Origin of the sequence: Pontibacter indicus, from assembly GCF_900156345.1 — a bacterium.
GTDB lineage: Bacteria > Bacteroidota > Bacteroidia > Cytophagales > Hymenobacteraceae > Pontibacter > Pontibacter indicus.
This window is the reverse complement of record NZ_FTPP01000003.1, coordinates 243,260-265,519: the sequence shown is the minus strand read 5'-3', so window position 1 is coordinate 265,519 and position 22,260 is coordinate 243,260. Positions and strand designations below refer to the sequence as shown.

The following is a 22,260-nucleotide window of genomic DNA, read 5'->3' as shown; positions in this document are numbered from 1 at the left end:
AAAAGGTTGAATAAATTCAAATGAAGGGTTCATTGATTTACTGAATTAAGATAAATAATATTGAAATAATCATATGGTGTATGTTGCAAAAGCATATACGGTAAATGGCACAAAATAGCCGTACCGGGTGTGTCAGTTGTTAAACAAAATATCCTGTGATGATATTAGAATGTGCGTTATGTAAGTGTGAGAACAGCTTTTATACCATGTGTTCTGATGATCTATGTTGTTGATTTTTAGTCCATCTCCAGCATCGTCACACTCAAGAAACCGCTGCCTTCGTGGATGGCCGTCTTCCAGCCCAGGTCCTGCAGGTACCAGCGTATAAAGTTGTTAAGCAGGCCGTGCCCCACCAGAATGACGGGCGGTTTTTGTTCTGCCTGCTCTGCCAGAAAAGAGGCTGCCTCCCGTGCCCGCTGCTTCGCCTGCCTGAACGTTTCTATTCCCCTGTTGTTAAGCCCCATCATCCAAAGCATCCTGGCACTTAGGAGCCAGAGCCGGATGGGGAGCCGCAGCAAAGGCAATGAAAAGATCCGACGCTCAAACTCCCGGAACTCGTGCCTCACCACCAACTCGACCTCCTCACCGAAAATCTGGCGGGCTGTGAGTTGCGACCTCACCAGGGTGCTGCAGTATACCTGCCGGACCTCCCGGTAGGGGATGGCCTCGTGCTCCAGGACAAACTGCTCTACCTCTGCCGCGTCGTAATCATTGATGTAGTTGCTTGCAGCAGCCTTGTTAAAGTAACCCTTCTTCGGTACTACCGGCCGCGCATGGCGGATCAGGAAAATGCGTTTTTTCGTACGGCTGTACTCTGGTGCTCCTTTCAAAATAAGGCTCGCGTGGTTCAAAGTGTTATACGCAAGGTGCCAACCTACGATGCCTGCAGCTCGCCTGGCGGGCAGGATTAGTTCAGCATTTGGGAGCATAGGATACACGGCCGTCGAAAAAACGCAATAAAACCGTAGATCACATTAACGGAATCCGTCTTACACGCGTAATAGAGTGCAAGCCGTTGTACACTGGCAAACCGGCCACAGGCCCACCTTTATACCTGGCCGGTACGCTTACCAATTTCTAGACCTGTCTCCAAGCGCCGTTTTGCAAACCGACGGAGATGGTTTATTGGCCCGAACCAAAACATGATGTATCACATACTTCACCAGAAAAGATAATGAGAACACCCCTTTACCCATCGACGATCCTGATGACTGCCGATACGGTTGGCAGCGTATGGACTTATGCACTGGAACTAACAAGAGCCATGGCGACCCAAGGCACCAATGTGGCGCTGGCCACCATGGGCGAGCCTATGAGCGAAGAGCAGCGCGCCCAGGCGGAGAGCATCCCCAACCTCACGGTATATGAAAGCGAGTACAAACTGGAGTGGATGGACAATCCCTGGGAAGACGTAAAGAAGGCCGGCGAATGGCTGCTACAACTGCGCGACCAGGTACAGCCCGACCTGATCCACCTCAACCACCTGAGCTACGGTAGCCTGGACTGGGGCAAGCCTGTGCTAACGGTGATTCACTCGTGCGTACTGTCGTGGTGGCGTGCCGTTAAGCAGGAGGAGGCACCAAAAAAATGGAACAAGTACCGCGAAATGGTGCGCAAGGGGCTGCAAGCAGCCGACACAGTAGTGGCCCCTACGCAGGCCATGATGCACCAGGCCGAGGAGTTGTATGGTCCGTTCAAACACAGCGCAGTGGTATACAATGGGCGCGGGCAGCAGTACTTCCAGTTCGGACGCAAAGAGCCTTTCGTGTTCAGCCTGGGCAGGGTGTGGGACGAGGCCAAGAACATCCAGATGCTGGCGCACATTGCCTCAGCCCTGCAATGGCCTGTATACATAGCCGGTGAGGGCAGGCATCCGGAAACAGGGGAGGCCATGGAACTGGACAATGTACACTTTCTAGGGCAGCTCACCAACAAAGAGGTAACAGACTGGCTATCCAGAGCATCCATTTACGCGCTGCCTGCCAAGTACGAGCCTTTCGGGCTCACAGTGTTGGAAGCAGCCATGTCGGGTTGCGCGCTGGTAGTGGGCAAGACCGAGAGCATGGCCGAAGTGTGGGGCAACGCCGCCCGATACGTGGACCCGTCCAGCGCGGACGAGCTGCGTGACACAATAGAGAATTTGATTGATGATGAGTTTTGCCGCAACATCATGGCCTGCCGTGCCGTGAAACGCTCGCATGGCTATACCGCCGATCAGATGGCCCAGGACTACAGTTATCTGTACGGGCAGCTGATTGAGGCACCGGTTTCGGTCTCTAAATGAAAATCTAAGCTTATCTTTACCAAAAACTGTCTGACAACGACATGAATATCGTTATACTAGGCCTTTCGATCACGACCTCCTGGGGCAACGGCCATGCCACCACTTACCGCAACCTGGTGCGGGCGCTGAATGCCAACGCCCATCGCATCCTGTTTCTGGAAAGAAAGCCAGCGCAGCGTGTGGCAGCCGACCTGGGCGAACCTGACTTCTGCCAGATCGGAACGTACGCCTCGCTGGAACAACTGCAGCAGTACACAGAGCAGGTGCGCGAGGCCGACATGGTGATGGTGGGTTCGAGTCTGGCTGAGGGCAGTGCCATCGCGAAATGGGTGATCGAGACGGCGAAGGGCATCAAAGCCTTCTACGACCTGGACGCCCCGGCTACCCTCACCGAACTGGAAGGTCAGGGCCCTTCCTACCTGCATGCGAGCCTGATTCCCGCCTTCGACCTCTACCTGTCCTGCACAGGCGGTCCGGCGCTAGCCTTGTTTGAGCAGAAATACGGTGCCCGCATGGCACGACCGCTGTATTTTTCAGTTGACCCGGCACTCTACCACCAGGAGTACCGCGAGATCAAATGGGATCTGGGGTATCTGGGCGCTTATTCAGAAGACCGGCAGTCGATCCTTCAGAAACTAATGGTAGATGCGGCAGCACAATGGCCTGAAGGTCGCTTTGCGGTGGCTGGCACCAAGTACCCCGAGGACATGGGTTGGCCCAGCAACATCAGCATGCTCCATCACCTGACTCCGGTTGAGCACCGCGATTTTTTCAACAGCCAGCGCTTTGCCCTGAGCATAGCCCGAGCCGGCACCAGCAGGTTTGGCTATACCCCGAGCATGCGCCTTTTTGAGGCGGCCGCCTGCTGCACACCTGTCATCTCTGACTATTGGGAAGGTATAGAAACGCTTTTCGAGCCTGAGTCTGAGATACTGATTACCAAGAGTGCCTCTGAAACGCTACGCTACCTGCGCGAGATCTGTACGTCTGAGCGGAAGGCCATCGGCATGCGGGCGCGACGTAAGGTGATGGCGCACCACACGGCCACCCACCGCGCACACGAGCTGGAAACCTATGTAGGAGAGCTCATGATCCTGAACATTTCGGATGAAGAACAGCTGGAAACGATCAGCTGATAAGAAAAGCTTTAATTAAGAGAAGCCATACCTTTGCAGAGAAGCAGGTATGGCTCTTTTTTGTGCGGTAGTCAGCCAACTCTGCACGGATAATTTGCATAAAATGACGAAGAAAGGAATAGAGCGCTGGAAGACGCTCAAATCGCAGGTGGTGTTCGATCACAAGTGGTATACCTTAAGGCGCGACCATGTGGAGCTGCCCAATGGCCATCAAATGGACGATTACTTTGTGAGCGTGCGCCCCGATGTGGTACTCACTTTCCCGATCACGGAGGACGGGCACGTGCTCTTCGTGCGCCAGTACAAACACGCTGCCAGCGATATTTTCATTGAGTTGCCGGGCGGTGTGATCGACGCGCACGAAAACGACCCAAAGGAAGCAGCTCGTCGCGAACTGCTCGAGGAGACCGGCTATACCTCTGATGACATGGAGCTGCTCCTGGAAGTGATCGACAACCCGACAAAAGATACAAACAAAATCTACTTCTTCCTGATGCGCAACGCACGCGAAGTGTCCGCGCAAGATCTGGACGAGAGCGAGCACATCGAAGTATTAAAAGTGCCCCTGCAGGAAGTAGGGCAAATGGTGCTTAGCGGCCAGATACATGTGTCAGGCTCAGTGGCCCTTTGCCTGCTGGCCCTCCGCAAGCTGGGACTTTAATTATCTGGACAAAGGAGCTTTTGGCAAAAGACTTTTGGATATAAGGCTCTAAGTTTTAAGGACAGAAGTCATCTATACCTGATCAGCAAATCGGGGCGGGTGCCTGTATGCAGAACACATTCAAGAAGTGACTCTTTCTATCCAGCCTTCCTTTGTCTTTTGTCAAAAAGTCCTTTGTCCAAATCGCTTCGTCCTCAACTTACCTGCCATGCCGTAGCGGCTATGATGTTGGTGCCTTTCCAGTGCAAGGTATAGCCTGCCGTATGTGAGGCGAGGCTGAATTGTGGATGCAGGTCTAGTTCAGTCTGGATCTGGGCGGCAGTCACCTGGCTCGGAGCGGGCTTAAAGCCATTGCGTATGAGCCGGTGCTGCCAGGCGTCCTGCCGTTCGTGGCGCTCCACCCGGTCAATCCCTTCGAAGGCCACTACATTGAGGATCTCCCTCCCAAAAAACTCCTGCTCTATTACGCGTCGCTCGGGCATGTCGGCTGGTAGCAGCGTGTCGAGCACATCAAACACGGTATAGTAGTGGCGCAGCGACTCGCGCAGGCGGGGCAGAAATTCGAGGCGGTTGTGCTCCGAGTCTGGTTCGGTCAGGGTGAGCAATTGCGGACGCAGCGCCCTAATCTGTTGCAGCACCCGGTCGCGCTGGTCAGGTATAGCCACTAGCTCGTCGGCCAGGTGGTGCAGGGTGAGTGCCGCATTCACGATCAAGGTATGGGAAGCGTCAATCTCGAGCGACTGCAGGTTGAAGTCTTCGAGGCGGGTGGCCACGTAGGTATAGCTGAAATCCAGGCCCAGTCGCCCGGCATGCGCTGCCAGGCGCTCGCCCGTTGCCCGAAGCTTGTAAGCCGGGTCGGGGTTGCTGCTATCCGGAATGTCGATGCCGGTGAGGTGGAGCTTAGGGCGATCGCCTGGCAAAGCAGCCAGCAAATCCATGAAATGAAACCACTGCAAACCGCTGCCTATACCCAGGTCGAGCAGGTATACCGAGGGCTTCCCGGCAATGGCAGACAGGATGGAATGGTTGGCGAAGCGATGGCCGAAGCTAACCAATGGCGTGGCGGTCACCAGCACATTGAAGGCTGCGATCATGTCCATTTCCCCGTAGTTGGAGGCATACAAATTGCCAGAGGCGGCCTGCTTGTCCTGCTGACAGCGCAAGATCAGCGCCTTTGCAAAAGCCTGCGCAATGCGGCCTTCTGCATCCGTTTGCTCGGTTGCCTTGATCAGTAAGTCGTGTGCGCTGACTGTCGCCTCTTCCGGCTGCTCCTGCACCTCGTAGCCCAAATCGAGCACTTGTGCCAGTAGCGGTTGTGAGGCGTAAACGCGGGAGGGGTGCAGTAATTCTTGTAGCATTTGTAACAGGTATAGCTGATGTTCGTCTGGGCCTATGGTTAGGCGCAGGGTATGTTGGTCGGCGCGGCGCACCAGAATGTTATTGGCAAGCAGGTATGTGTGTACGTCATCGGCACTGTAGCCACCGGCATCCAGCAGCAGAAAATTGCCTTGTGAAGGCCAGTACTGGACGCCTATTTTATGCAAAGCCTGTTCCAACTTCGTCTTCCCGTCCTGTGTAGCCTGCAGCGTCGTCTGCAGAAAGTGGTCGTCTTCCAGCGCAGCCAGGGCAGCTACCTGGGCCAACTGGTTGACATTGTAAGGTTGTTTCACCTCCAGTAACTGCTCAATCAAGTGGCGCTGCGCGATCATGTACCCGATGCGAACAGAGGCTAGTCCGTAGGCTTTGGAGAAAGTGCGCAGCACAACCAGGTTCGAGTAGCGTGCCAGCAGGGACACAGCATCCGCACAATCTGGAGCGGTGACATATTCGATATACGCCTCGTCAACCACCACGGTAACGTGCGCCGGCAGACTGTCGAGTACTTGCTCTAGTTCAGCGCTTGTCAGGTAGGTGCCGGTCGGGTTATTGGGATTGCAGATAAAGCAAAGTCGCGTGGATGGCCGCAGTTCGCGCTGCAGAGCCTCCAGGTCAATCCGGTAGCCGCTCGTCAGCGGAATTTCGGTGCAGGGAATTCGCAACGCTTGGGCCTCGTGGCAGTACAGCGGGTAGGAGGGGGTGAAAGTCAGCACCTCGCTGCCCTTGTCGTGCCCGCAAAAGCGACGCACCAACAACGAGATCAGTTCGGCCGAGCCGCTTCCCACTACAATTTCGTTTGCCTGCACCCCCAGTTTCCTGGCCAACGCGTGTCGCAGGTCGGCTGCGTCGGGTGTTGGGTAACCGTGCACGCTGCTCAGGGCCTCCTGCATGGCGGCAAGCACCTGTGGGGAGGTCCCAAACAGGTTCTCGTTCGTGGCAGCTTGGTAAGGAGGGCGTTCGTTTTCCATAGGTATAGCAAAGCGGTATATTGGTATTAATTGCAATATAGCAGTTTATAAATGCATATTATATTTGGAATGTGGTCTAAGCATAAAAAAATAATAACAAAATGAAGGTCGGTAAAAATGCGGGCTAAAAGCGAGAAACTAAATACTTGAAAATGTTGTATATACAATAATTGCAAGCGTTATTGCACCTCAATATGAGAATTTTATCACATGAAGCTAGAAGATGAATTAAAGATGCCCAAGTTCAGAAGCCCCTTCCAGAAGGCCTCGCTGAACCTAATGTTTACGGGCGAGTGGATGATGGCGCGCGTCGATGGGCTGCTCAAGCCATACGACATCTCTTCGCAACAGTTCAACGTGCTGCGCATCCTGAGAGGACAGCATGGGAAGCCCCTCAACTTATTCACCATTCAGGAACGTATGCTCAACCGCATGAGCAATGCCACCCGTCTGGTGGAAAAACTGCGTTTGAAAGGGTTGGTGACCCGCGAACTTTGCGAGCAGAACAGGCGCAAGGTGGAGATCGCCATCACGAAGAAAGGAATAGAACTGCTCGATAGCCTCGATCCGCTGATGAAGCAGCTGGAAGAGGACACATTCAAGAGCCTGACCGAAGCAGAGGCGCAGCACCTGAGCGATATACTCGACCAGGTAAGGGACTAATTTGGTCTGGATGTTTTGCAGCTACCAACTTCTGACAGACCTGAGCGTTTAAATGTCAGTAAGCAAAACCGATAGCTATGGAACAGGACCAAACAACATTGTTAAAAGATTATACCATGGAAGAGAAAGGTGCCTATCTGGCTGCCCTGGCTTCTGTGGCCTCTGCCGACGGACACGCCTCGGAGGAAGAACTGGAGTTTCTGCGGGTACTGAGCGAAGCCGCTGAGATGCCGGAGAATGTGGAGCAGGAGGTGATCGATATTGCCAAGAATCCTTCGCAGATTAGCATGCAGCGGGTGCTGGATGTGCTCAAGAAGAGCCAGTTGCGCTTCTCCTTCATCACCGATATCATCAGCTTCGCCAAGGCCGACGGCGCCTATACCCCGGACGAGCAGAAGCGGATACAGGAAATGGCCAACTACATGGGCGTGGACCAGAAGCAATACAGCCTGCTGGAGCAGTTTGTGAACAAGGCCGATGAGGCGCAGCAGCAAGGCGAAGACCCGACCTCACAGTCCTTTATGAGCAAGAACGGCTTTGGCGACATGTTCAAGAATGCGGGAATCTCGCCGCAAATGGTACAGGGTATACTAGGTATAGCAGCTCCCATTGTGCTGGCCCGCCTGATGAGCGGCGGCAAGCGACGTGGTGGCATGATGGGCGGCATGGGAGGTATGGGCGGCGGCCTGTTAGGCGGCTTGCTCGGTGGCATGATGATGGGCCGGGGTGGTCTGATGGGAGGCGGCCGACGCTCCAATAGCGGACTAGGCTCCATGGCCTCGGTGCTGGGTGGCCTGAACGGCAAAAGCCGCTACGGCGGCATGGGTTCCGGTGGACTGGGCGGTCTGCTCGGGGGCTTATTAGGCGGCGGTAAAAGAGGTAGCAGCACGGGGTGGTAAGGTATAGTTGAAGACTGCTCCCCTTTTACAGGTGTAAACAAAGCATAGAGCTGGAGGTGATAAATGCCTCCAGCTTTTTTATGTGTTAGCCTGACCAAACTAACCGCTATACCTTCCTTTTCATTAGTTTTAAGGAACACATACTAAACCCAATGAACACGATGTTGAAAAGCAAACTCTTATACCTCGCGCTAGCCCTGAGCCTAGTTGCCTGCCAGCAACAGCCGCAGCAAACCTCTACAGCCAGCACGCAACAAGTTGAAAACAAGGTATACTACCCAGGCAAGGGCAACAACTGGGAAAAGAGGCAACCGGAGCATGTAGGCATGGACGCTAACCTGTTGCAGCAGGCCGTAGAATGGGCAAAGACGCAGGAGACAACCCAGATGCCCAAAAACTTCTCAACCCAGGAGGAGATCTTCGGGAAACTGCTCGGCCCTATACCTGACGACAGAGCCAGCACCAACGGCATCATCCTGAAGAACGGCTACATTGTGGCAGAATGGGGTGAGACAGAGCGGGTAGATCCGACCTACAGCGTGGCCAAGAGCGTGCTTTCCACGATTCTGGGCATCACCATTGACCGCGGCCTGATCAAAGACATCCAAGACCCGGTAGCGAACTATGTGCAGGACGGTGGCTATGACTCGGAGCAGAACCGGAAGGTGACCTGGGAGCACCATGTGCGGCAGACGAGTGAGTGGGAAGGCGAGCTGTGGGGTAAGAAACATGACTTTGTGGGAAAGAAGGAGTTCGGGAAAGGCGAGCGCAAGCCGCGTGAACTGCAGGAGCCCGGCACTTATTACGAGTACAACGACGTGCGCATCAATCGCTTCGCCCTGTCCATGCTCCGCTTGTGGAAAAAGCCGCTTCCAGAGGTATTTAAAGATGAAGTGATGGACCCGATCGATGCCTCCCATACCTGGAAGTACGTGCCTTACCACAACTCTTATGTGGAGATTGACGGCAAGCGCATGCCCTCGGTGAGCGGCGGTACCCGCTGGGGCGGCGGCCTCTGGATCAGTACCCGCGATGAAGCCCGCTTCGGCTACCTCTTCCTGCGCAACGGCCGCTGGAAAGACAGGCAGATCGTGCCGGAGGAATGGGTGAAGGAAGCGACGACCTCCCGCGGTCCGGTCGGCCCTGACTACGGCTACCTGTGGTGGCTCAACACCGAAGGCAAAGCCTGGCCGAGTGCTCCCACCACCAGCTACGCCGCTTTAGGTGCCGGGCAGAATACCATTTGGGTTGATCCGGAGCATGAACTTGTAATCGTGTGGCGCTGGCACAACGGCAACCCGGATGAGTTGATTAAGCGGGTGCTGGCGGCGGTGAAGGAATAAAACAAAACGCCCCGACTCAGAAGAGTAGGGGCGTTCCTTATCAGGTATACCTAAAATATTAATGGCGGCAAGTGCAGTTCTCACCGGCTATACCTCCCACGCGGGTATCAGTACCTTCGTGCCAGTCAAAAGACGAAGCGTACTTGTTGTTCTCCCACCAGAATTTGCCCGGCTTGCGCTCTTGGTTGCCTACTTCGTTCATCGTGGCGGCGTCAAACAGACGGCCGTTTACCATGGTGTAGCGTACGTGCTCCGAGTTCTGGATATTCTCCAGTGGGTTCTGGTCCAGCACGATCAGGTCGGCCAGTTTACCGGTTTCCAGTGAGCCGATCTCTTTGCCCATGCCCAGGTACTCGGCACCGTTCAGGGTCGCGGCACGCAGGGCTTCCAGGTTACTCATACCACCTTGCTGCAGCATCCACAGTTCCCAGTGGGCGCCCAGGCCTTGCAGCTGTCCGTGCGCACCGAGGTTCACTTTCACGCCGGCGTCGGTCAGGGCCTTGCAGGCTTCCGACGTTTTGAAGTAACCGTTGCGGTACTCCTCGTCCGGCACCTGCATCACAAAGCGCGAGCGGCCGTCAATGACAGAGCGTGGCGTGAATTTCAGGAGTCTTTCCTTCTCCCATACCTTGGTGTTCTGGTACCAGTAGTACTCGCCGCTGGTCGCGCCATAGTTCACCACCAGAGTAGGGGTATAGCCGGTGTTCGAAGCTTTCCATACCTCGATCACGTCTTTGTAAAGCGGTGCGATTGGGATGTTGTGCTCAATGCCGGAGTGACCGTCGAGGATCATGCTCATGTTATGGAAGAAGGTCGAGCCGCCTTCCGGTACCACGGTCATGTCCAGTTCGCGGGCTGCCTGGATCACCTGCTGGCGCTGATCACGGCGCGGCTGGTTGTAGCTCTTCACCGAGAAACCCCCGGCAGCCTGAATGCGGCGCAGGTGCGAACGGGCATCGTCGAGGCTGTTGATCACAGCTTTGAAGTTGCCGTCAGCACCGTACAGGATCGTACCGGTTGAGTAAATGCGCGGGCCCACCATGTGGCCGGCCTTCACAGCCTCCGATTGGCTGAACACCATCTCGGTGGTAGAAGAAGGGTCGTGCGTGGTGGTGACACCGTAAGCCAGGTTGGCCAGGTAAGACCATTGCTGTTTCGGGCTCATGCCGTTGCGGAAGGTACCCAGGTGCGCGTGTACGTCTACCAGACCCGGCATAATGGTCTTGCCGCTGGCATCAATCACTTTGGCGTCTTTCGGCACGGCGATGCCTTTGCCTACTGACACAATGCGGTTGCCGTCTACTACAATCGTACCGCCTTCGATTACTTCATCGCCTTTCATCGTGATGATGCGGGCGTTGGTGAAGGCTACTTTGCCTTGTGGCTTGTCGGTTTTTAGTTCCAGGCCAATTTTTATACCTGTGGTGTCGATGGCAGGCAACTTCTCAGGAGCGCCTTCCAGGAAAGCAAAACGATCTTTCAGGTCGTTGGAGAAATACTCGTCGCCTAGCACCCAATTCACTTTCTTGCTATTGCCTGACCAGTGCACGCTCGTGCCGGCATCTTTGGTGAAGCGGGCGACTGGCATCGCTTTGGTCTCAGCGCTCAGTTCCATGCCAGTACCGTTCGCTGAGAACGGCACCACGTAGCCGTTGAACAGCTCTACGAAAGCCAGCCACTTGTTGTCCGGGCTAGGGTAGAACTGGTCGGTGTAGGTAGAGGTATAGTGCGTGCGCTCTTCTTTGCCGTTCAGGTCCACGCTCTTGAAGACATACTTGCCACCAGCGCCTCCCGTGAAGAAAATACGGTCAGAGCTCGCATTAAAGAGTGGGTTGAAGCCGCTCTTTTGTACTAACGTCGGGTTCTTGCCCTCTGCCGTCATGTAATAAATACCGCGCTCGTTGCCAAAAGCATAACCCATGTGGTTGTTGCCACCGTCTTTGCTGTACACAATCAGCTTGCCGTTCGGCGAGAAAGAAGCATTGGTATAGAAGCCTTTTTCAGAAGTGATTTTGGTTGGCTTCGCATTTTTCTTGCGGATGTCCACTTTCACCAGCGCGCCCAGGTTTTCATCATCCCAGGTAGAGAATACCAGTGTCTTGCCGTCTGGCGAGAAAGTTGGGTAGAACTCGAAGTCCTTGCCGTTGGTCACGCGCTCCGGCTTGCCATTTGGCAGTTCTTTTTTATAGATGTGGCCGGCCGCGTTGAACACGAGCAGCTTGCCGTCAGGCGAAGTCACGGCATGGCGAATGGCCTTGGCCGCGAACTGGTCCGGAGCCATACCTGACTTACTGAAATCGTGGCGCACGGCTTCGGCAATGTGGTGCGTAGCAGTCGCCTCAAACGGGATGTTGGTTACTTTCTGAGAAGCGACATCGATCTTGTTGATCTTGCCGTTTGCCCAGAACACGATGCTCTTGTTGTCAGGCGTCCAGGAGAAGTAAGGGTATACGCCGAAGATCGCCCAGGCTTCCTGCTGGTCTTTGCTCAGCTGGTCGTAGATGGGCCACTGCTCACCTGTTTTGAGGTCGTGTATGAAAAGGACCGACTTGGTACGCACGCGGCGCACGAAAGCCAGCTGTTTGCCATCGCGGGAAAGCACCGGACGAACCGCACCGCCGTTGCCGGTCACCACGTTCTCGATCTCTCCTGTGTTGCGGTCCACGCGGCGGATCACGTAGATCTGGCCGTTCGGGTCTTTGTTGTACTCAAAGGTTGTGCCGCCACTCATGTCTTCAGAGTAGTACACATACCTGCCGTCAGGCGAAACCACGGGCTCACCGGCATCCTGCTGGTCGTTTTTGCGCTTGGTCAGCTGCACACCGTTACCGCCCGATTTGTGGTACATCCACATCTCACCGGCACCCAGCGAACGGGAAGCCGTGAAGTGCTTGCGCGCGATCAGGTACTCCCCGTCAGGCGTCCAAACGGCATTGTTCAGGAGGCGGAAGTTCTCTTTGGTGATTTGCTTGGCATCAGAACCGTCGCGCTTCATCACCCAGATGTTATCGCCGCCGCCTGCATCAGAAGTGAAGGAGATAAACTTGCCATCGGGGCTGAAACGGGGCTGCACCTCGTAGGAACGGCCGCTGCGAAGGAGTTTTGCTTTGCCGCCGGTGATGGGCATGATGTAGATGTCGCCGAGCATGTCGAAGACAATCTCCTTGCCGTCCGGACTCACGTCCACGCTCATCCAAGTGCCTTCGTCGGTTGTTACGGTAACTTCTTTTTGCGGTCCGCGGGCTTCCTCCACGTTCCATTTGTTGTCTTTTTTGTCCTGCGCCGTGGCTGTGCCCATGGGTAAGGCCAGCGCCGCCGCCAGGAACATACTCAGATAGGTATGCTTCTTCATGACAGGGTGTATTCGATTAGATTAGGTTAGATTTTCAAATTTAGGGATTTGAGGGGAGAAATCAGAAAAGGTTTAATACCTAGCTGCAATCAGGGAATTGAGCTATAGCACAGTAAGTAAACAAATCTAATAAAAAGCTGAAGTGGTGACCTTGCCCTGCTCGTCGATGTAGACTTGAAAAAACACCTGTGAATTCACAGACTTGCCCATAAAGCGGGCAGGCTTCCATTGGCCCGAGGCTTTGAGTGCCTGCAACAGGTCGAATTGTAAAGAGCTCAGCTCTTTCAGGGGAGTCCACACTGTAGCTTGCACATCATACACTGCTTGAAACACATGTTTTGCTCGCCGATCAGGTATGAACAATTCCATAATATTCCCCGACGAATCGATCCCTGCTATAAAATTCTCAAAAGTTAAGCGGCTGGTTTGTCTGTATTTTGTGTTATCGATATGGGTAAGTAAGCTATGTAGTTGAATTTTTGGGGAAGGCCCTACATACGTTACTGCAGTTGGGCTCTTGAGTAGCGATTCGTCAAAAATGATATTCCTGTAATCAATCTCATGACCTGAATTTAAGATTTCAAGCTCCTGCTTGGGTATAGCATCAAGAGACTCTGTTGGTTTAGAGTTAGAGCCGTAATAGCTGAAAGTCAAAATGCCATTATATGTGTAGGCGTATATCAGCCACTTTCGGCCCAGCAAAACGCCAAAATCGCAGGAGCTATAACTGCCTGTAATTTCTCCTTCTGCAGGCAACGTGAAAGCAAGTGTTTCTGGTAGGGAGCCCCCTTCTTTAAAGTGTTGCTCTACAGTAAACGAGACTGTGTAGGTAAGGGAGTCTTTAGCGTATACCTTGGAAGTGGCCTGACCAAAAAAAACGTGTTTCGCTTTCAGGAATTCCAGGGCAACAGGAGGCGGGTCTGCATCGCAGGAAAAAGCAGAGAATGGAGCCAGGAAAATGAAAATTAGAAGAAGCCTTATCATTTCTTGTGATTCAGGTCAAGGTATAAGCTAAACATTGATCACCCCACCTCAAATTCCCTCACCAAATCAAAGCTCAGCGGCTTGTTGCGGCTGTGGATCTGCTGCAGAAAATCGTCGAGGTCGTCTTTATACTCGAGGTGGTAGTCCTCGTGCAGGTTCTTGCGGATTAGCTGGATGGTGCGCTGCAGCAGGCGAGCCGTGGCGGTGTAGAAGGCTTTGTAGTAGCTGTCGAACTGGCCGGTGAAGTTGTCGAAGATCAGGCGCAGCAGGTAGAGGTGCAGGTCGATCTCCAGCTTGGCGTCTTTGGTCACGCGCTTGAAACGGGCGATCTCCTTGGCCGACTTGCGCAGCGATTTGGTTAGGGCGCGGCCGAGGTAGCGGCCCGTAGTTCCGATCATCAACTCGTGGATTGTCTCGGCTGTCTGGTCATAAAGTTCCTCCGCTGTGAGTTCGCCCAACTCGATTGACAGCATGTCGTACAATTCCGCATCGCGGCGAGCGGCCTTGAGAATGATGGCTTCCTTTTCTTTGTCGCTCAGCTGCTTGACAGCTTTTTTAAAACCAGTGGAAACGGTGGGCATAAGGTATAGACTTAAGTATAATCCGGCGAAACGGGCGCTGGTGCTATTGGTTGCGAACGCGCTGGCTATACCTGTAAAGCTAGGTAAAATTGGTGTTTGGTTCAAGATGGGCAGACTTGAAGGCAAGAAAAGGCTATAACTGTTGATGAGGCTGTAGATAATCATAAAACTGCCCTCGCTCGCGTCCCGCGAGTGTGAACTATCGGGCGGATTCTAGCCGCTTGGTGAAGTCTTGTGGAGGTATAGGAGTCGACAGTTGCTAAGGGGATATACTTCGCATATGGAAGGGTGAGGAGTATCGTGCACAAGTGGCGGGACGCCACAGGATAGCTCACACTCGCGGGACGCGAGCGAGGGGAAGAGTAGTTGAGAGTGTATAATCCTGTTAATCCGTGGGGGTAGGGGCCCTCTTTAATCCTGAAAATCCTGATTCAGACAGAATAATATCCTACTTCACAGGAATTAAGCCCGCCTTCGGATTGTTTTAACCTATACCTTTTTTGATAGCCGGAGCTATTCGGGAAGAGCTGTTTTATAGCAGTTTCTGCTTCCGTAGCTCCGTAGAAATTCGTAATTTTGCAACATGAATATTGAGACTGAAATTTTACACCAGGACGATGTCGCCCTACTTGAGGAAAGCACCGATCTGCGTAACCTGATCGTATACAACGACGATGTAAACACCTTTGATCACGTAATTACAACGCTCATAAAGGTATGCGGCCATACGGCGGAACAGGCGGAGCAGTGCACGCTGCTGATCCATTATAAAGGCAAGTGCACCGTAAAGGTGGGGTCTTACGAAGAACTGGCAGGTATGTGCACTGCCCTTCACGACAAAGACCTATCTGCCAACATAGAGTAAGCGGAGGGTTTACATGAATTTTCCGTCTAAACTGATTGAAAACGCCGTCGAGGAGTTGGCAAAGCTCCCGGGCGTGGGACGTAAAACGGCTCTTCGGCTGGCCCTGCACATGCTCAAGCAAGAGTCTGAAGAGACTTTTCTGCTGGCCGAGGCGATCGTGAAAATGCGCACCGAGGTGAAGCATTGCAAGCAGTGCCACAACATCTCCGACACAGAGGTATGCGCCATTTGTTCCAATCCGCTACGTGACCGCAGCCTGCTGTGCGTGGTAAGCGACATCCGCGATGTGATCGCGATCGAAAATACCGCGCAATTCAAAGGCCTGTACCATGTGCTGGGTGGTGTGATCTCGCCAATCGAAGGTGTTGGACCATCGGACCTGCACATCGATTCGTTGCTGGAGCGCCTGCCGAACTCCGAGGTAAAGGAGATTCTGCTGGCCATCAGCCCGACCATGGAGGGCGATACCACCGCCTTCTACTTAACCCGCAAACTCCGTGACCACAACGTGCGCATCACGACCATTGCGCGTGGCGTGCCGGTGGGAGGGGAGCTGGAATATACCGACGAAATTACCTTGGGACGCAGCATTGTAGAGCGTACGTCTTACGGCAAGAACTAAAACTTACGGCTTTTGATAGCTGGGAAAGGACATGCGGCTGCATGTCCTTTTTGTTTTCGGAGGTATAGGTATAAATAAAATGGCGCGAACGTCTACGTTCGTGGGGCCTCTGGTCTAGATATAACTATATCTTGCATAGCTTCAGCCTTCCTATACCTTAAGTTAAGCTGTTTTATAGCTTGCCCTGGCCGGGCGGGCCTCACTTTTTGTCTTGACACAAAAAGTAAGCAAAAAAGTCAAGACCCTCCAAACTCGCTGACCGCTCGAACAGTGGAGTGTCATTTAGTGCACCTGGCACCACCTTATGTTTCATTGTCAGCGTGCAAGTTAGCCTTGCTATACCTGCCAGTGGTCTGTGACTACGAAGCTTATACCTGTAAACTGGAAGTGTCAAAACCCTACTCTTGATGGGCGCCAATCGTGCACGAAAATCCTGTTAATCCTTTAATCCTGAAAATCCTGTTTCAGACAGTGAAAGGCACTCGCCCTACAATTTTTGAATAGGAAGTCGGGGGAGCTAAAACAACCCCCACTTCACTGGAAATGTCTTGTATTATATTAACTTTGGGGCTTAATTCAGAATGACATGCAGCACACCGCTTCACATATACTTTCCGACCGGATCACCTCGCTTTCGGAGTCTCAGACCATTGCCATGGCTAAGAAAGGCCGTGAGTTGGCGGCGCAGGGATTCGATATCATCAACCTGAGCTTCGGGGAGCCGGATTTCCAGACACCCCAGTACATCAAAGATGCCGCCAAGCAGGCCATCGACGAAGGCTTTACCTTCTATACCCCGGTGCCGGGCTTTCCTGCCTTGCGCCAGGCCATTGCCGATAAGTTCAAGCGCGACAACAACCTGGACTATGGTCCGGAGAACATCGTGGTGTCGACAGGCGCCAAGCAATCCATTGCCAACGCGGTGATGTGCCTGGTGAACCCGGGCGATGAAGTGATCATCTTTTCGCCTTACTGGGTGTCGTATGAGGAGATCGTGAAGCTGGCGGAAGGGGTGCCGGTGCCGCTGCAGGGCCGTCTGGAGAACGACTTCAAGGTAACGCCGGAGCAGCTGGAAAGCGCCATTACCTCCAATACCAAAGTGGTGATGTACTCCTCACCCTGCAACCCAACCGGTTCGGTGTTCGACGAGGCGGAGTTGCTGGCGCTGGCCAGGGTGCTCGAGAAGCATCCGCAGGTATACGTCATCGCTGACGAGATCTACGAGTACATCAACTTCGGAGGCAAGCACGCCAGTATGGCTGCCTTCGACTTTATCAAAGACCGCGTGATTACCGTGAATGGCTTTTCGAAAGGCTACGCCATGACGGGCTGGCGCGTGGGTTACATCGCCGCGCACAAAGAGATTGCCGCTGCCTGCGATAAAATGCAGAGCCAGATCACATCCGGTACCTGCTCCATCGCCCAGAAGGCGGCCCACGCGGCGCTGCTCGGAGGGAATGAATCAGCACTGGAAATGCGCGACGCCTACCGCCGCCGCCGCGACCTGGTGCTCGAGATCATGCAAGGTATACCAGGCTTTAAAACCAATGTGCCAACCGGCGCTTTCTATATTTTTCCGGATGTGAGCCACTACTTCGGCAAGAGCTACAACGGTACCACCATCAACAGCGCACTGGACCTGAGCCTATACCTGCTGACCGACGCACATGTGGCGCTGGTGAGTGGCGAGGCCTTCGGCGCGCCGCAGTGTATCCGTTTCTCTTACGCCACATCCGATGATAAATTAATCGAGGCGCTCCGCCGCATCAAGGAGAGCCTCGCCAAATTGCAATAATGAAGCAGCTTACCAATTTAGAAGATATTTTCAGCGCGTTTGACCGCCTGACCGTGCTTATTGTGGGGGATGTGATGATCGACTCATACCTGTGGGGCAAGTCGACGCGCATTTCACCGGAGGCCCCCGTGCCGATTGTGAACGTAGTGAAGCGCGAGAAGCGCCTGGGGGGGGCTGCCAACGTGGCCCTGAACGTACAGGCCATGGGTGCGACGCCGCTCCTTTGCTCTGTTATAGGTGATGACCCGGACGGCGGTGATTTCCTGCGCCTGATGGAAGAGCGAGGCCTCTCTACAGAAGGCATCGTGCAGAGTCCGGAGCGGGTGACTACTATCAAGCACCGCATTATAGCGGGTGGGCAGCAATTGCTGCGCGTCGACGCCGAGATCGAGCACAACCTGGCCGACTACGAAGAGCGCCACCTGGAGGAGCATTTTCAAAAGCTGCTCGATCGTGCCGATGTGGTTGTGTTTGAGGACTATGACAAAGGTGTGTTCTCCGAGCAAAACATCGCCCGCTTCATCGAGCTGGCCAACGAGCGGGGTATACCGAACGTGGTGGACCCAAAGAAGAAGAACTTCCTTAGCTATAAAGGCTGCACGCTTTTCAAACCGAACCTGAAAGAACTTAAAGAAGGGCTGAAAGTGGAGTTTGCCGACGAGAACCTGCCTGCTTTTGAAGAGGCTGTAGCCCAACTTCAGAAGCGACTGCAGACACAGCAGGTGCTCGTAACCTTATCAGAGCGTGGCGTGTTCATTGCCGAGGGGGAGGAGAAGACCTACATACCTGCCCATCGCCGTTCCATCTCCGATGTGTCCGGCGCAGGTGATACCGTAATCAGTATTGCGGCGCTGTGCATGGCGCTCCGCACCTCGCTGCCGTTTCTGGCCGGCCTCAGCAACCTGGGCGGCGGACTGGTATGCGAGCAGGTAGGCGTGGTGCCTGTCGATAGAAACCGCTTGTTCCAGGAAGCAAAAGAGAACAGGCTGTACGAGACACATGAACACCGAACAGCTTAACAGGCTCTTATACGGCAGCAAACTGCGGGCATACATGCTGATGCGCCGCACTACCTATACGCTCACGGTGGTGGCGATAGGGCTGCTGCTGTATGCGCACGGTGTCGTCACAGACCCTAAAATCCTCCAGCTTATTTTTTACGGCATTGACGGCATACTTGCCATCTTTGTGCTGATCTACCTGCTGCGGATTCTCTATGGCTTTGAGCGATTGAAATTCCTGCAGCGTACCTGGTTCGAGGGGACCCTGATGGGTATTATCCTGGTCAACCAGGTAGGGACCTATCTGCTAAACTATCCGGTTATCTACAATATTTTTGAGGGGCTGGGGATGCCGCTTTCGGTTGAGGTATACCGTGTGCTGGTGTCGCTCTACATGCTGATGCTGCTGGTGGTGGAACTGCTCGAGACCCGGGTGCACCTCAAAACCCTGCAGGTAAAACCGGCCATCACCTTCCTGATGAGCTTTCTGACGCTCATTGCCATCGGCACGGCCCTGTTTATGCTGCCCAAAATGACCAACGACCCGGCCGGCATGCGATTCATCGATGCACTGTTTATGTCTACCAGCGCCTCGTGCATCACGGGGCTGGCTGTCGTGGATCCGGGCACTTACTTTACCTTTTCGGGGCAGGTGGTGCTGTTAATACTGATTCAGCTGGGCGGACTGGGTGTGATGACCTTTGCCACGTTCTTTGCCACGCTCATGCGGCAGGGTATCGGTATTAAACAGCACGTGGCCATGTACGAGCTGCTTGAGAGTGAGTCGATTTCGTTTACCAAAAGCCTCCTCCGCAAACTGATCATGATGACGCTCTCAATCGAGGCGATCGGGGCCGTGATTATTTTTGCGACGTGGAGCAACGAGGTGGAGTTTGTGGGGCTGGGCAGCAAAATCTTCTTTTCGGTGTTTCATGCCGTGTCAGGTTTCTGCAATGCCGGCCTTTCTCTGTTCCCGGAGGGCCTCTACAGCAATCCGCTGCAGAATGCCTACGTCATGCACCTGACGATTGCGGCGCTCCTTATTCTGGGGGGCATCGGCTTCCCGACTATGCTGGATGTATTTTCACCGGATTCCATGCGTACAAGAATGGCGATGCCCTGGCGCAACTGGAAGCTGATGACGCGTGTGACCGTGTATACCTCGGCTGGGCTACTAGCCTTTGGCACCGTTACCTTCTTTTTGCTGGAGTACTTCAACACACTGTCTAGCCTGAACTTCGCAGAGGCGCTTATTACGTCTTTCTTTCAATCGGCCACAACGCGTTCGGCAGGTTTTCACACCGTGGATGTTTCCAGTATTTCGTCGCCCGCCCTGCTAATCATGATGATCCTGATGTTCATCGGCGCCTCCCCGGGCTCGATGGGCGGCGGTATCAAAACCACGACCTTTACAGTGATTATACTAACCGTTTGGACAACGATAGTCGGAAAGCGTAACATTGAGATCAGCAAGCGCACTATACCACACTCCGTTTCGTATAAAGCCTTTGCGGTTTTTACGTTTGCTGTGGTTTTCAACATCCTCTTCCTGATCATACTCTCCATCACCGACGCCCAGTTTGACATACTGCGGCTGGCCTTTGAGCAGGTGTCGGCATTTGCCACCGTGGGGCTGAGCACAGGTATAACGGCCGGCCTTTCAGATATCGGCAAAACGGTCATAATCCTGTCTATGTATATCGGCAGGGTTGGAACACTCACTTTGGCGCTCGCTATCAGTACACGGGCTTCCTCCACTGCTTATAAATATCCTGATGCGCACCTGGCAGTCGGCTAAGACAGGTGTGGCTGCGTTTACTGCTGCAAGGCTTACCAGAAATGATGTAATGTTTTATGAGTACAGAAAGGCTCAATAGGCTTTTATACGGTAGCAAACTGCAGGCATACGCCCTGATGCGCCGCACTACGTACCTGCTTACCCTGCTTTCGATCACGCTGCTGGTGTACGCCCACGGCATGGCACAGGACCCGGTCGTTGTGCAAAGACTGTTTCATGCCATTGATGGAATTTTTGCGGTCTTTGTACTCATCTACCTGCTCCGGATCCTCTATACCTTTGAGCGGAAGAGGTTTCTCCGCCGGACCTGGTTTGAAGGTGTGCTGATGGCAATCGTCTTCCTAAACCTGGTGGGTACCTACATCCTGCAGCTACCCGTTGTGTATAACCTGTTTGACAGCACCGGCATTATGCTTTCGGTGGAGCTGTACCGGTTGGTGGTTTCTATTTACATGCTGGTGCTGCTGATCATCGAGCTGCTGGAAACCCGGGTTTATTTCAAGGTTTTGCAGCTTAAGCCTACGGTTATTTTCCTGCTGAGCTTTCTGGGCCTGGTGCTGATAGGGGCTGGTCTGCTCATGATGCCGAACATGATCACCTCGCCGGGCAGTATGCGCTTCATCGATGCGCTCTTTATGGCGACCACGGCATCCTGCGTGACAGGTCTGGTGGTGGTGGACCCGGGTACTTACTTTACTTTTTCGGGGCAGTTGGTGCTGCTGATGCTGATACAGCTGGGAGGCTTGGGCATCCTGACCTTCGCTACGTTCTTTGTTTCGCTCATGCGACAGCGGATGGGTATTAAGCAGCACCTGGCCATGTACGAGATCCTGGAAAGCGATACGCTTTTCTCCACCCAAAGTCTGTTGCGCAGCCTGGTCTTGATGACATTCACAATTGAGGGCATTGGAGCGCTTGTGCTTTTCATGACCTGGGGCAACGACGTTGAGTTTGTCAGTCTGGGCAGTAAAATATTCTACTCCATCTTTCACTCTGTCTCGGCCTTTTGTAATGCCGGTATCTCGCTGTTTCCAGAGGGCCTGTATACACTGCCTGTGCGTCATTCATACGTGCTGCACCTGGTTATTGCGTTTTTGATCATTCTGGGAGGCATTGGCTTTCCGACCATCATGGATGTGCTGTCGCCAAAGTCAATGCGGACACGACTCGGTACGCCCTGGAAAAATTGGAAACTGCTTTCCCGCATCACCATCTATACCTCAGCCGCTCTCATCATATTAGGTACAGTCGGTTTCTTTTTGTTGGAGTACTTCAACACACTGGCGCACCTGAACTTTGCTGAAGCCATCGTTACGTCCTTTTTTCAATCGGTGACAACCCGAACGGCGGGCTATAACACCGTCGATATGTCGGCTCTCACCATGCCAACGCTATTGATGTTCATTTTCCTGATGTTTATTGGGGCATCGCCTGGCTCTACGGGGGGAGGTATCAAGACGACCACCTTCCTGATCATCCTACTCACGGTATGGACCACTATCCGAGGCAAGCGCCATGTGGAGATTAGCAATAGAACGATTCCTCACGCTGTGTCTTACAAGGCCTTTTCTGTCTTTGCCTTTGCAGCAATGCTGAACCTCTTTTTCCTGTTTGTCCTCTCCATCACCGACTCGCAGTTCGACATCATGCGCTTAGCCGTCGAACAGGTGTCGGCTTTTGCCACCGTGGGGCTCAGCACAGGTATAACGGCCGGCATATCTGACACTGGGAAAGGCGTGTTGATCCTTTCTATGTTTATTGGGCGTGTCGGTACACTCACGCTGGCCGTCGCGCTAAGCACCCGCGCCACCACCACTGCTTACAAATACCCGGAAACCCAGTTGCCGGTCGGCTAAGAAAGTTAGGAAGTTTAGAAGGTGGAAAGGTAGTAAGGTAAGCGGGCCTTTAGTGCCAAGAAACAAAAGCATTTA

The 22,260-nt window shown here is 53.7% G+C and carries 17 protein-coding genes; 12 read left to right on the top strand and 5 right to left on the bottom strand.

Annotation, left to right across the window (positions count from 1 at the left end):
• Nucleotides 1-236: 236 nt before the first annotated feature.
• A complete protein-coding gene (locus B0B12_RS15875; protein ID WP_076670885.1) occupies nucleotides 237-830 on the bottom strand; it encodes a histidine phosphatase family protein in 594 nt (197 codons plus the stop codon).
• A gap of 344 nt (nucleotides 831-1,174) precedes the next feature.
• On the opposite strand from B0B12_RS15875, the gene B0B12_RS15870 reads away from it, so the two are divergent.
• From B0B12_RS15870 to B0B12_RS15860, 3 genes are all read left to right on the top strand, one after another.
• Nucleotides 1,175-2,284, top strand: a complete 1,110-nt coding sequence (locus B0B12_RS15870; RefSeq protein ID WP_244554738.1) for a glycosyltransferase — start codon at nucleotides 1,175-1,177, stop codon at nucleotides 2,282-2,284.
• A gap of 41 nt (nucleotides 2,285-2,325) precedes the next feature.
• Nucleotides 2,326-3,420, top strand: a complete 1,095-nt coding sequence (locus B0B12_RS15865; RefSeq protein WP_076670881.1) for a CgeB family protein — start codon at nucleotides 2,326-2,328, stop codon at nucleotides 3,418-3,420.
• 103 nt (nucleotides 3,421-3,523) lie between these two features.
• Nucleotides 3,524-4,081, top strand: a complete 558-nt coding sequence (locus B0B12_RS15860; RefSeq protein ID WP_076670868.1) for an NUDIX hydrolase — start codon at nucleotides 3,524-3,526, stop codon at nucleotides 4,079-4,081.
• Nucleotides 4,082-4,275: 194 nt separating this feature from the next.
• Here the strand turns inward: B0B12_RS15860 and hisC are convergent, their stop codons facing one another.
• Nucleotides 4,276-6,426, bottom strand: coding sequence for a histidinol-phosphate transaminase (gene hisC, locus B0B12_RS15855; protein WP_076670866.1), 2,151 nt, complete (start codon nucleotides 6,424-6,426; stop codon nucleotides 4,276-4,278).
• Nucleotides 6,427-6,636: 210 nt separating this feature from the next.
• Between hisC and B0B12_RS15850 the strand changes: the two genes are divergently transcribed.
• The 3 genes from B0B12_RS15850 to B0B12_RS15840 all read left to right on the top strand — a co-directional run bounded on the left by B0B12_RS15850 (nucleotide 6,637) and on the right by B0B12_RS15840 (nucleotide 9,331).
• The gene (locus B0B12_RS15850; RefSeq protein ID WP_076670864.1) at nucleotides 6,637-7,089 is read left to right on the top strand and encodes a MarR family winged helix-turn-helix transcriptional regulator; all 453 of its coding nucleotides are present in this window, start codon (nucleotides 6,637-6,639) and stop codon (nucleotides 7,087-7,089) included.
• A 77-nt stretch (nucleotides 7,090-7,166) separates the two neighbouring features.
• Entirely contained in the window at nucleotides 7,167-7,988 is an 822-nt protein-coding gene (locus B0B12_RS15845) for a tellurite resistance TerB family protein (protein WP_076670862.1), read from the top strand.
• Between the two features lie 161 nt (nucleotides 7,989-8,149).
• Entirely contained in the window at nucleotides 8,150-9,331 is a 1,182-nt protein-coding gene (locus B0B12_RS15840) for a serine hydrolase domain-containing protein (RefSeq protein WP_076671325.1), read from the top strand.
• 58 nt (nucleotides 9,332-9,389) lie between these two features.
• Here B0B12_RS15840 and B0B12_RS15835 read toward each other — a convergent pair whose 3' ends face one another.
• The 3 genes from B0B12_RS15835 to B0B12_RS15825 all read right to left on the bottom strand — a co-directional run bounded on the left by B0B12_RS15835 (nucleotide 9,390) and on the right by B0B12_RS15825 (nucleotide 14,248).
• Complete coding sequence (locus B0B12_RS15835; protein ID WP_244554737.1) at nucleotides 9,390-12,683, bottom strand: amidohydrolase family protein; 3,294 nt, start codon at nucleotides 12,681-12,683, stop codon at nucleotides 9,390-9,392.
• Nucleotides 12,684-12,809: 126 nt separating this feature from the next.
• Nucleotides 12,810-13,667 carry a hypothetical protein gene (locus tag B0B12_RS15830; RefSeq protein WP_076670860.1) on the bottom strand — a complete coding sequence of 286 codons (858 nt, stop codon included), beginning with the start codon at nucleotides 13,665-13,667 and terminating at the stop codon, nucleotides 12,810-12,812.
• A gap of 38 nt (nucleotides 13,668-13,705) precedes the next feature.
• The gene (locus tag B0B12_RS15825) at nucleotides 13,706-14,248 is read right to left on the bottom strand and encodes a hypothetical protein (RefSeq protein ID WP_076670858.1); all 543 of its coding nucleotides are present in this window, start codon (nucleotides 14,246-14,248) and stop codon (nucleotides 13,706-13,708) included.
• A gap of 583 nt (nucleotides 14,249-14,831) precedes the next feature.
• Between B0B12_RS15825 and B0B12_RS15820 the strand changes: the two genes are divergently transcribed.
• The 6 genes from B0B12_RS15820 to B0B12_RS15795 all read left to right on the top strand — a co-directional run bounded on the left by B0B12_RS15820 (nucleotide 14,832) and on the right by B0B12_RS15795 (nucleotide 22,185).
• A complete protein-coding gene (locus tag B0B12_RS15820) occupies nucleotides 14,832-15,113 on the top strand; it encodes an ATP-dependent Clp protease adaptor ClpS (protein ID WP_076670856.1) in 282 nt (93 codons plus the stop codon).
• A gap of 13 nt (nucleotides 15,114-15,126) precedes the next feature.
• Nucleotides 15,127-15,735, top strand: a complete 609-nt coding sequence (gene recR / locus B0B12_RS15815; RefSeq protein WP_076670854.1) for a recombination mediator RecR — start codon at nucleotides 15,127-15,129, stop codon at nucleotides 15,733-15,735.
• A 586-nt stretch (nucleotides 15,736-16,321) separates the two neighbouring features.
• Entirely contained in the window at nucleotides 16,322-17,530 is a 1,209-nt protein-coding gene (locus tag B0B12_RS15810) for a pyridoxal phosphate-dependent aminotransferase (protein ID WP_076670852.1), read from the top strand.
• Nucleotides 17,530-18,549, top strand: coding sequence for a bifunctional heptose 7-phosphate kinase/heptose 1-phosphate adenyltransferase (locus tag B0B12_RS15805; RefSeq protein WP_076670850.1), 1,020 nt, complete (start codon nucleotides 17,530-17,532; stop codon nucleotides 18,547-18,549). The genes B0B12_RS15810 and B0B12_RS15805 overlap by 1 nt, the downstream gene beginning before the upstream one ends.
• Entirely contained in the window at nucleotides 18,530-20,329 is a 1,800-nt protein-coding gene (locus B0B12_RS15800) for a TrkH family potassium uptake protein (RefSeq protein ID WP_076670848.1), read from the top strand. The genes B0B12_RS15805 and B0B12_RS15800 overlap by 20 nt, the downstream gene beginning before the upstream one ends.
• A gap of 56 nt (nucleotides 20,330-20,385) precedes the next feature.
• Complete coding sequence (locus B0B12_RS15795; protein WP_076670846.1) at nucleotides 20,386-22,185, top strand: TrkH family potassium uptake protein; 1,800 nt, start codon at nucleotides 20,386-20,388, stop codon at nucleotides 22,183-22,185.
• Nucleotides 22,186-22,260 lie beyond the last annotated feature (75 nt).

Coding starts and splice junctions, on each gene's coding strand:
- B0B12_RS15810 (WP_076670852.1), top strand. CDS start 16,322: ATGCAGCACACCGCTTCACATATACTTTCCGACCGGATCACCTCGCTT.
- B0B12_RS15860 (WP_076670868.1), top strand. CDS start 3,524: ATGACGAAGAAAGGAATAGAGCGCTGGAAGACGCTCAAATCGCAGGTG.
- B0B12_RS15840 (WP_076671325.1), top strand. CDS start 8,150: ATGTTGAAAAGCAAACTCTTATACCTCGCGCTAGCCCTGAGCCTAGTT.
- B0B12_RS15800 (WP_076670848.1), top strand. CDS start 18,530: ATGAACACCGAACAGCTTAACAGGCTCTTATACGGCAGCAAACTGCGG.
- B0B12_RS15825 (WP_076670858.1), bottom strand. CDS start 14,248: ATGCCCACCGTTTCCACTGGTTTTAAAAAAGCTGTCAAGCAGCTGAGC.
- B0B12_RS15850 (WP_076670864.1), top strand. CDS start 6,637: ATGAAGCTAGAAGATGAATTAAAGATGCCCAAGTTCAGAAGCCCCTTC.
- recR (WP_076670854.1), top strand. CDS start 15,127: ATGAATTTTCCGTCTAAACTGATTGAAAACGCCGTCGAGGAGTTGGCA.
- B0B12_RS15870 (WP_244554738.1), top strand. CDS start 1,175: ATGAGAACACCCCTTTACCCATCGACGATCCTGATGACTGCCGATACG.
- B0B12_RS15830 (WP_076670860.1), bottom strand. CDS start 13,667: ATGATAAGGCTTCTTCTAATTTTCATTTTCCTGGCTCCATTCTCTGCT.
- B0B12_RS15865 (WP_076670881.1), top strand. CDS start 2,326: ATGAATATCGTTATACTAGGCCTTTCGATCACGACCTCCTGGGGCAAC.
- B0B12_RS15805 (WP_076670850.1), top strand. CDS start 17,530: ATGAAGCAGCTTACCAATTTAGAAGATATTTTCAGCGCGTTTGACCGC.
- B0B12_RS15820 (WP_076670856.1), top strand. CDS start 14,832: ATGAATATTGAGACTGAAATTTTACACCAGGACGATGTCGCCCTACTT.
- B0B12_RS15845 (WP_076670862.1), top strand. CDS start 7,167: ATGGAACAGGACCAAACAACATTGTTAAAAGATTATACCATGGAAGAG.
- B0B12_RS15795 (WP_076670846.1), top strand. CDS start 20,386: ATGAGTACAGAAAGGCTCAATAGGCTTTTATACGGTAGCAAACTGCAG.
- B0B12_RS15835 (WP_244554737.1), bottom strand. CDS start 12,683: ATGAAGAAGCATACCTATCTGAGTATGTTCCTGGCGGCGGCGCTGGCC.
- hisC (WP_076670866.1), bottom strand. CDS start 6,426: ATGGAAAACGAACGCCCTCCTTACCAAGCTGCCACGAACGAGAACCTG.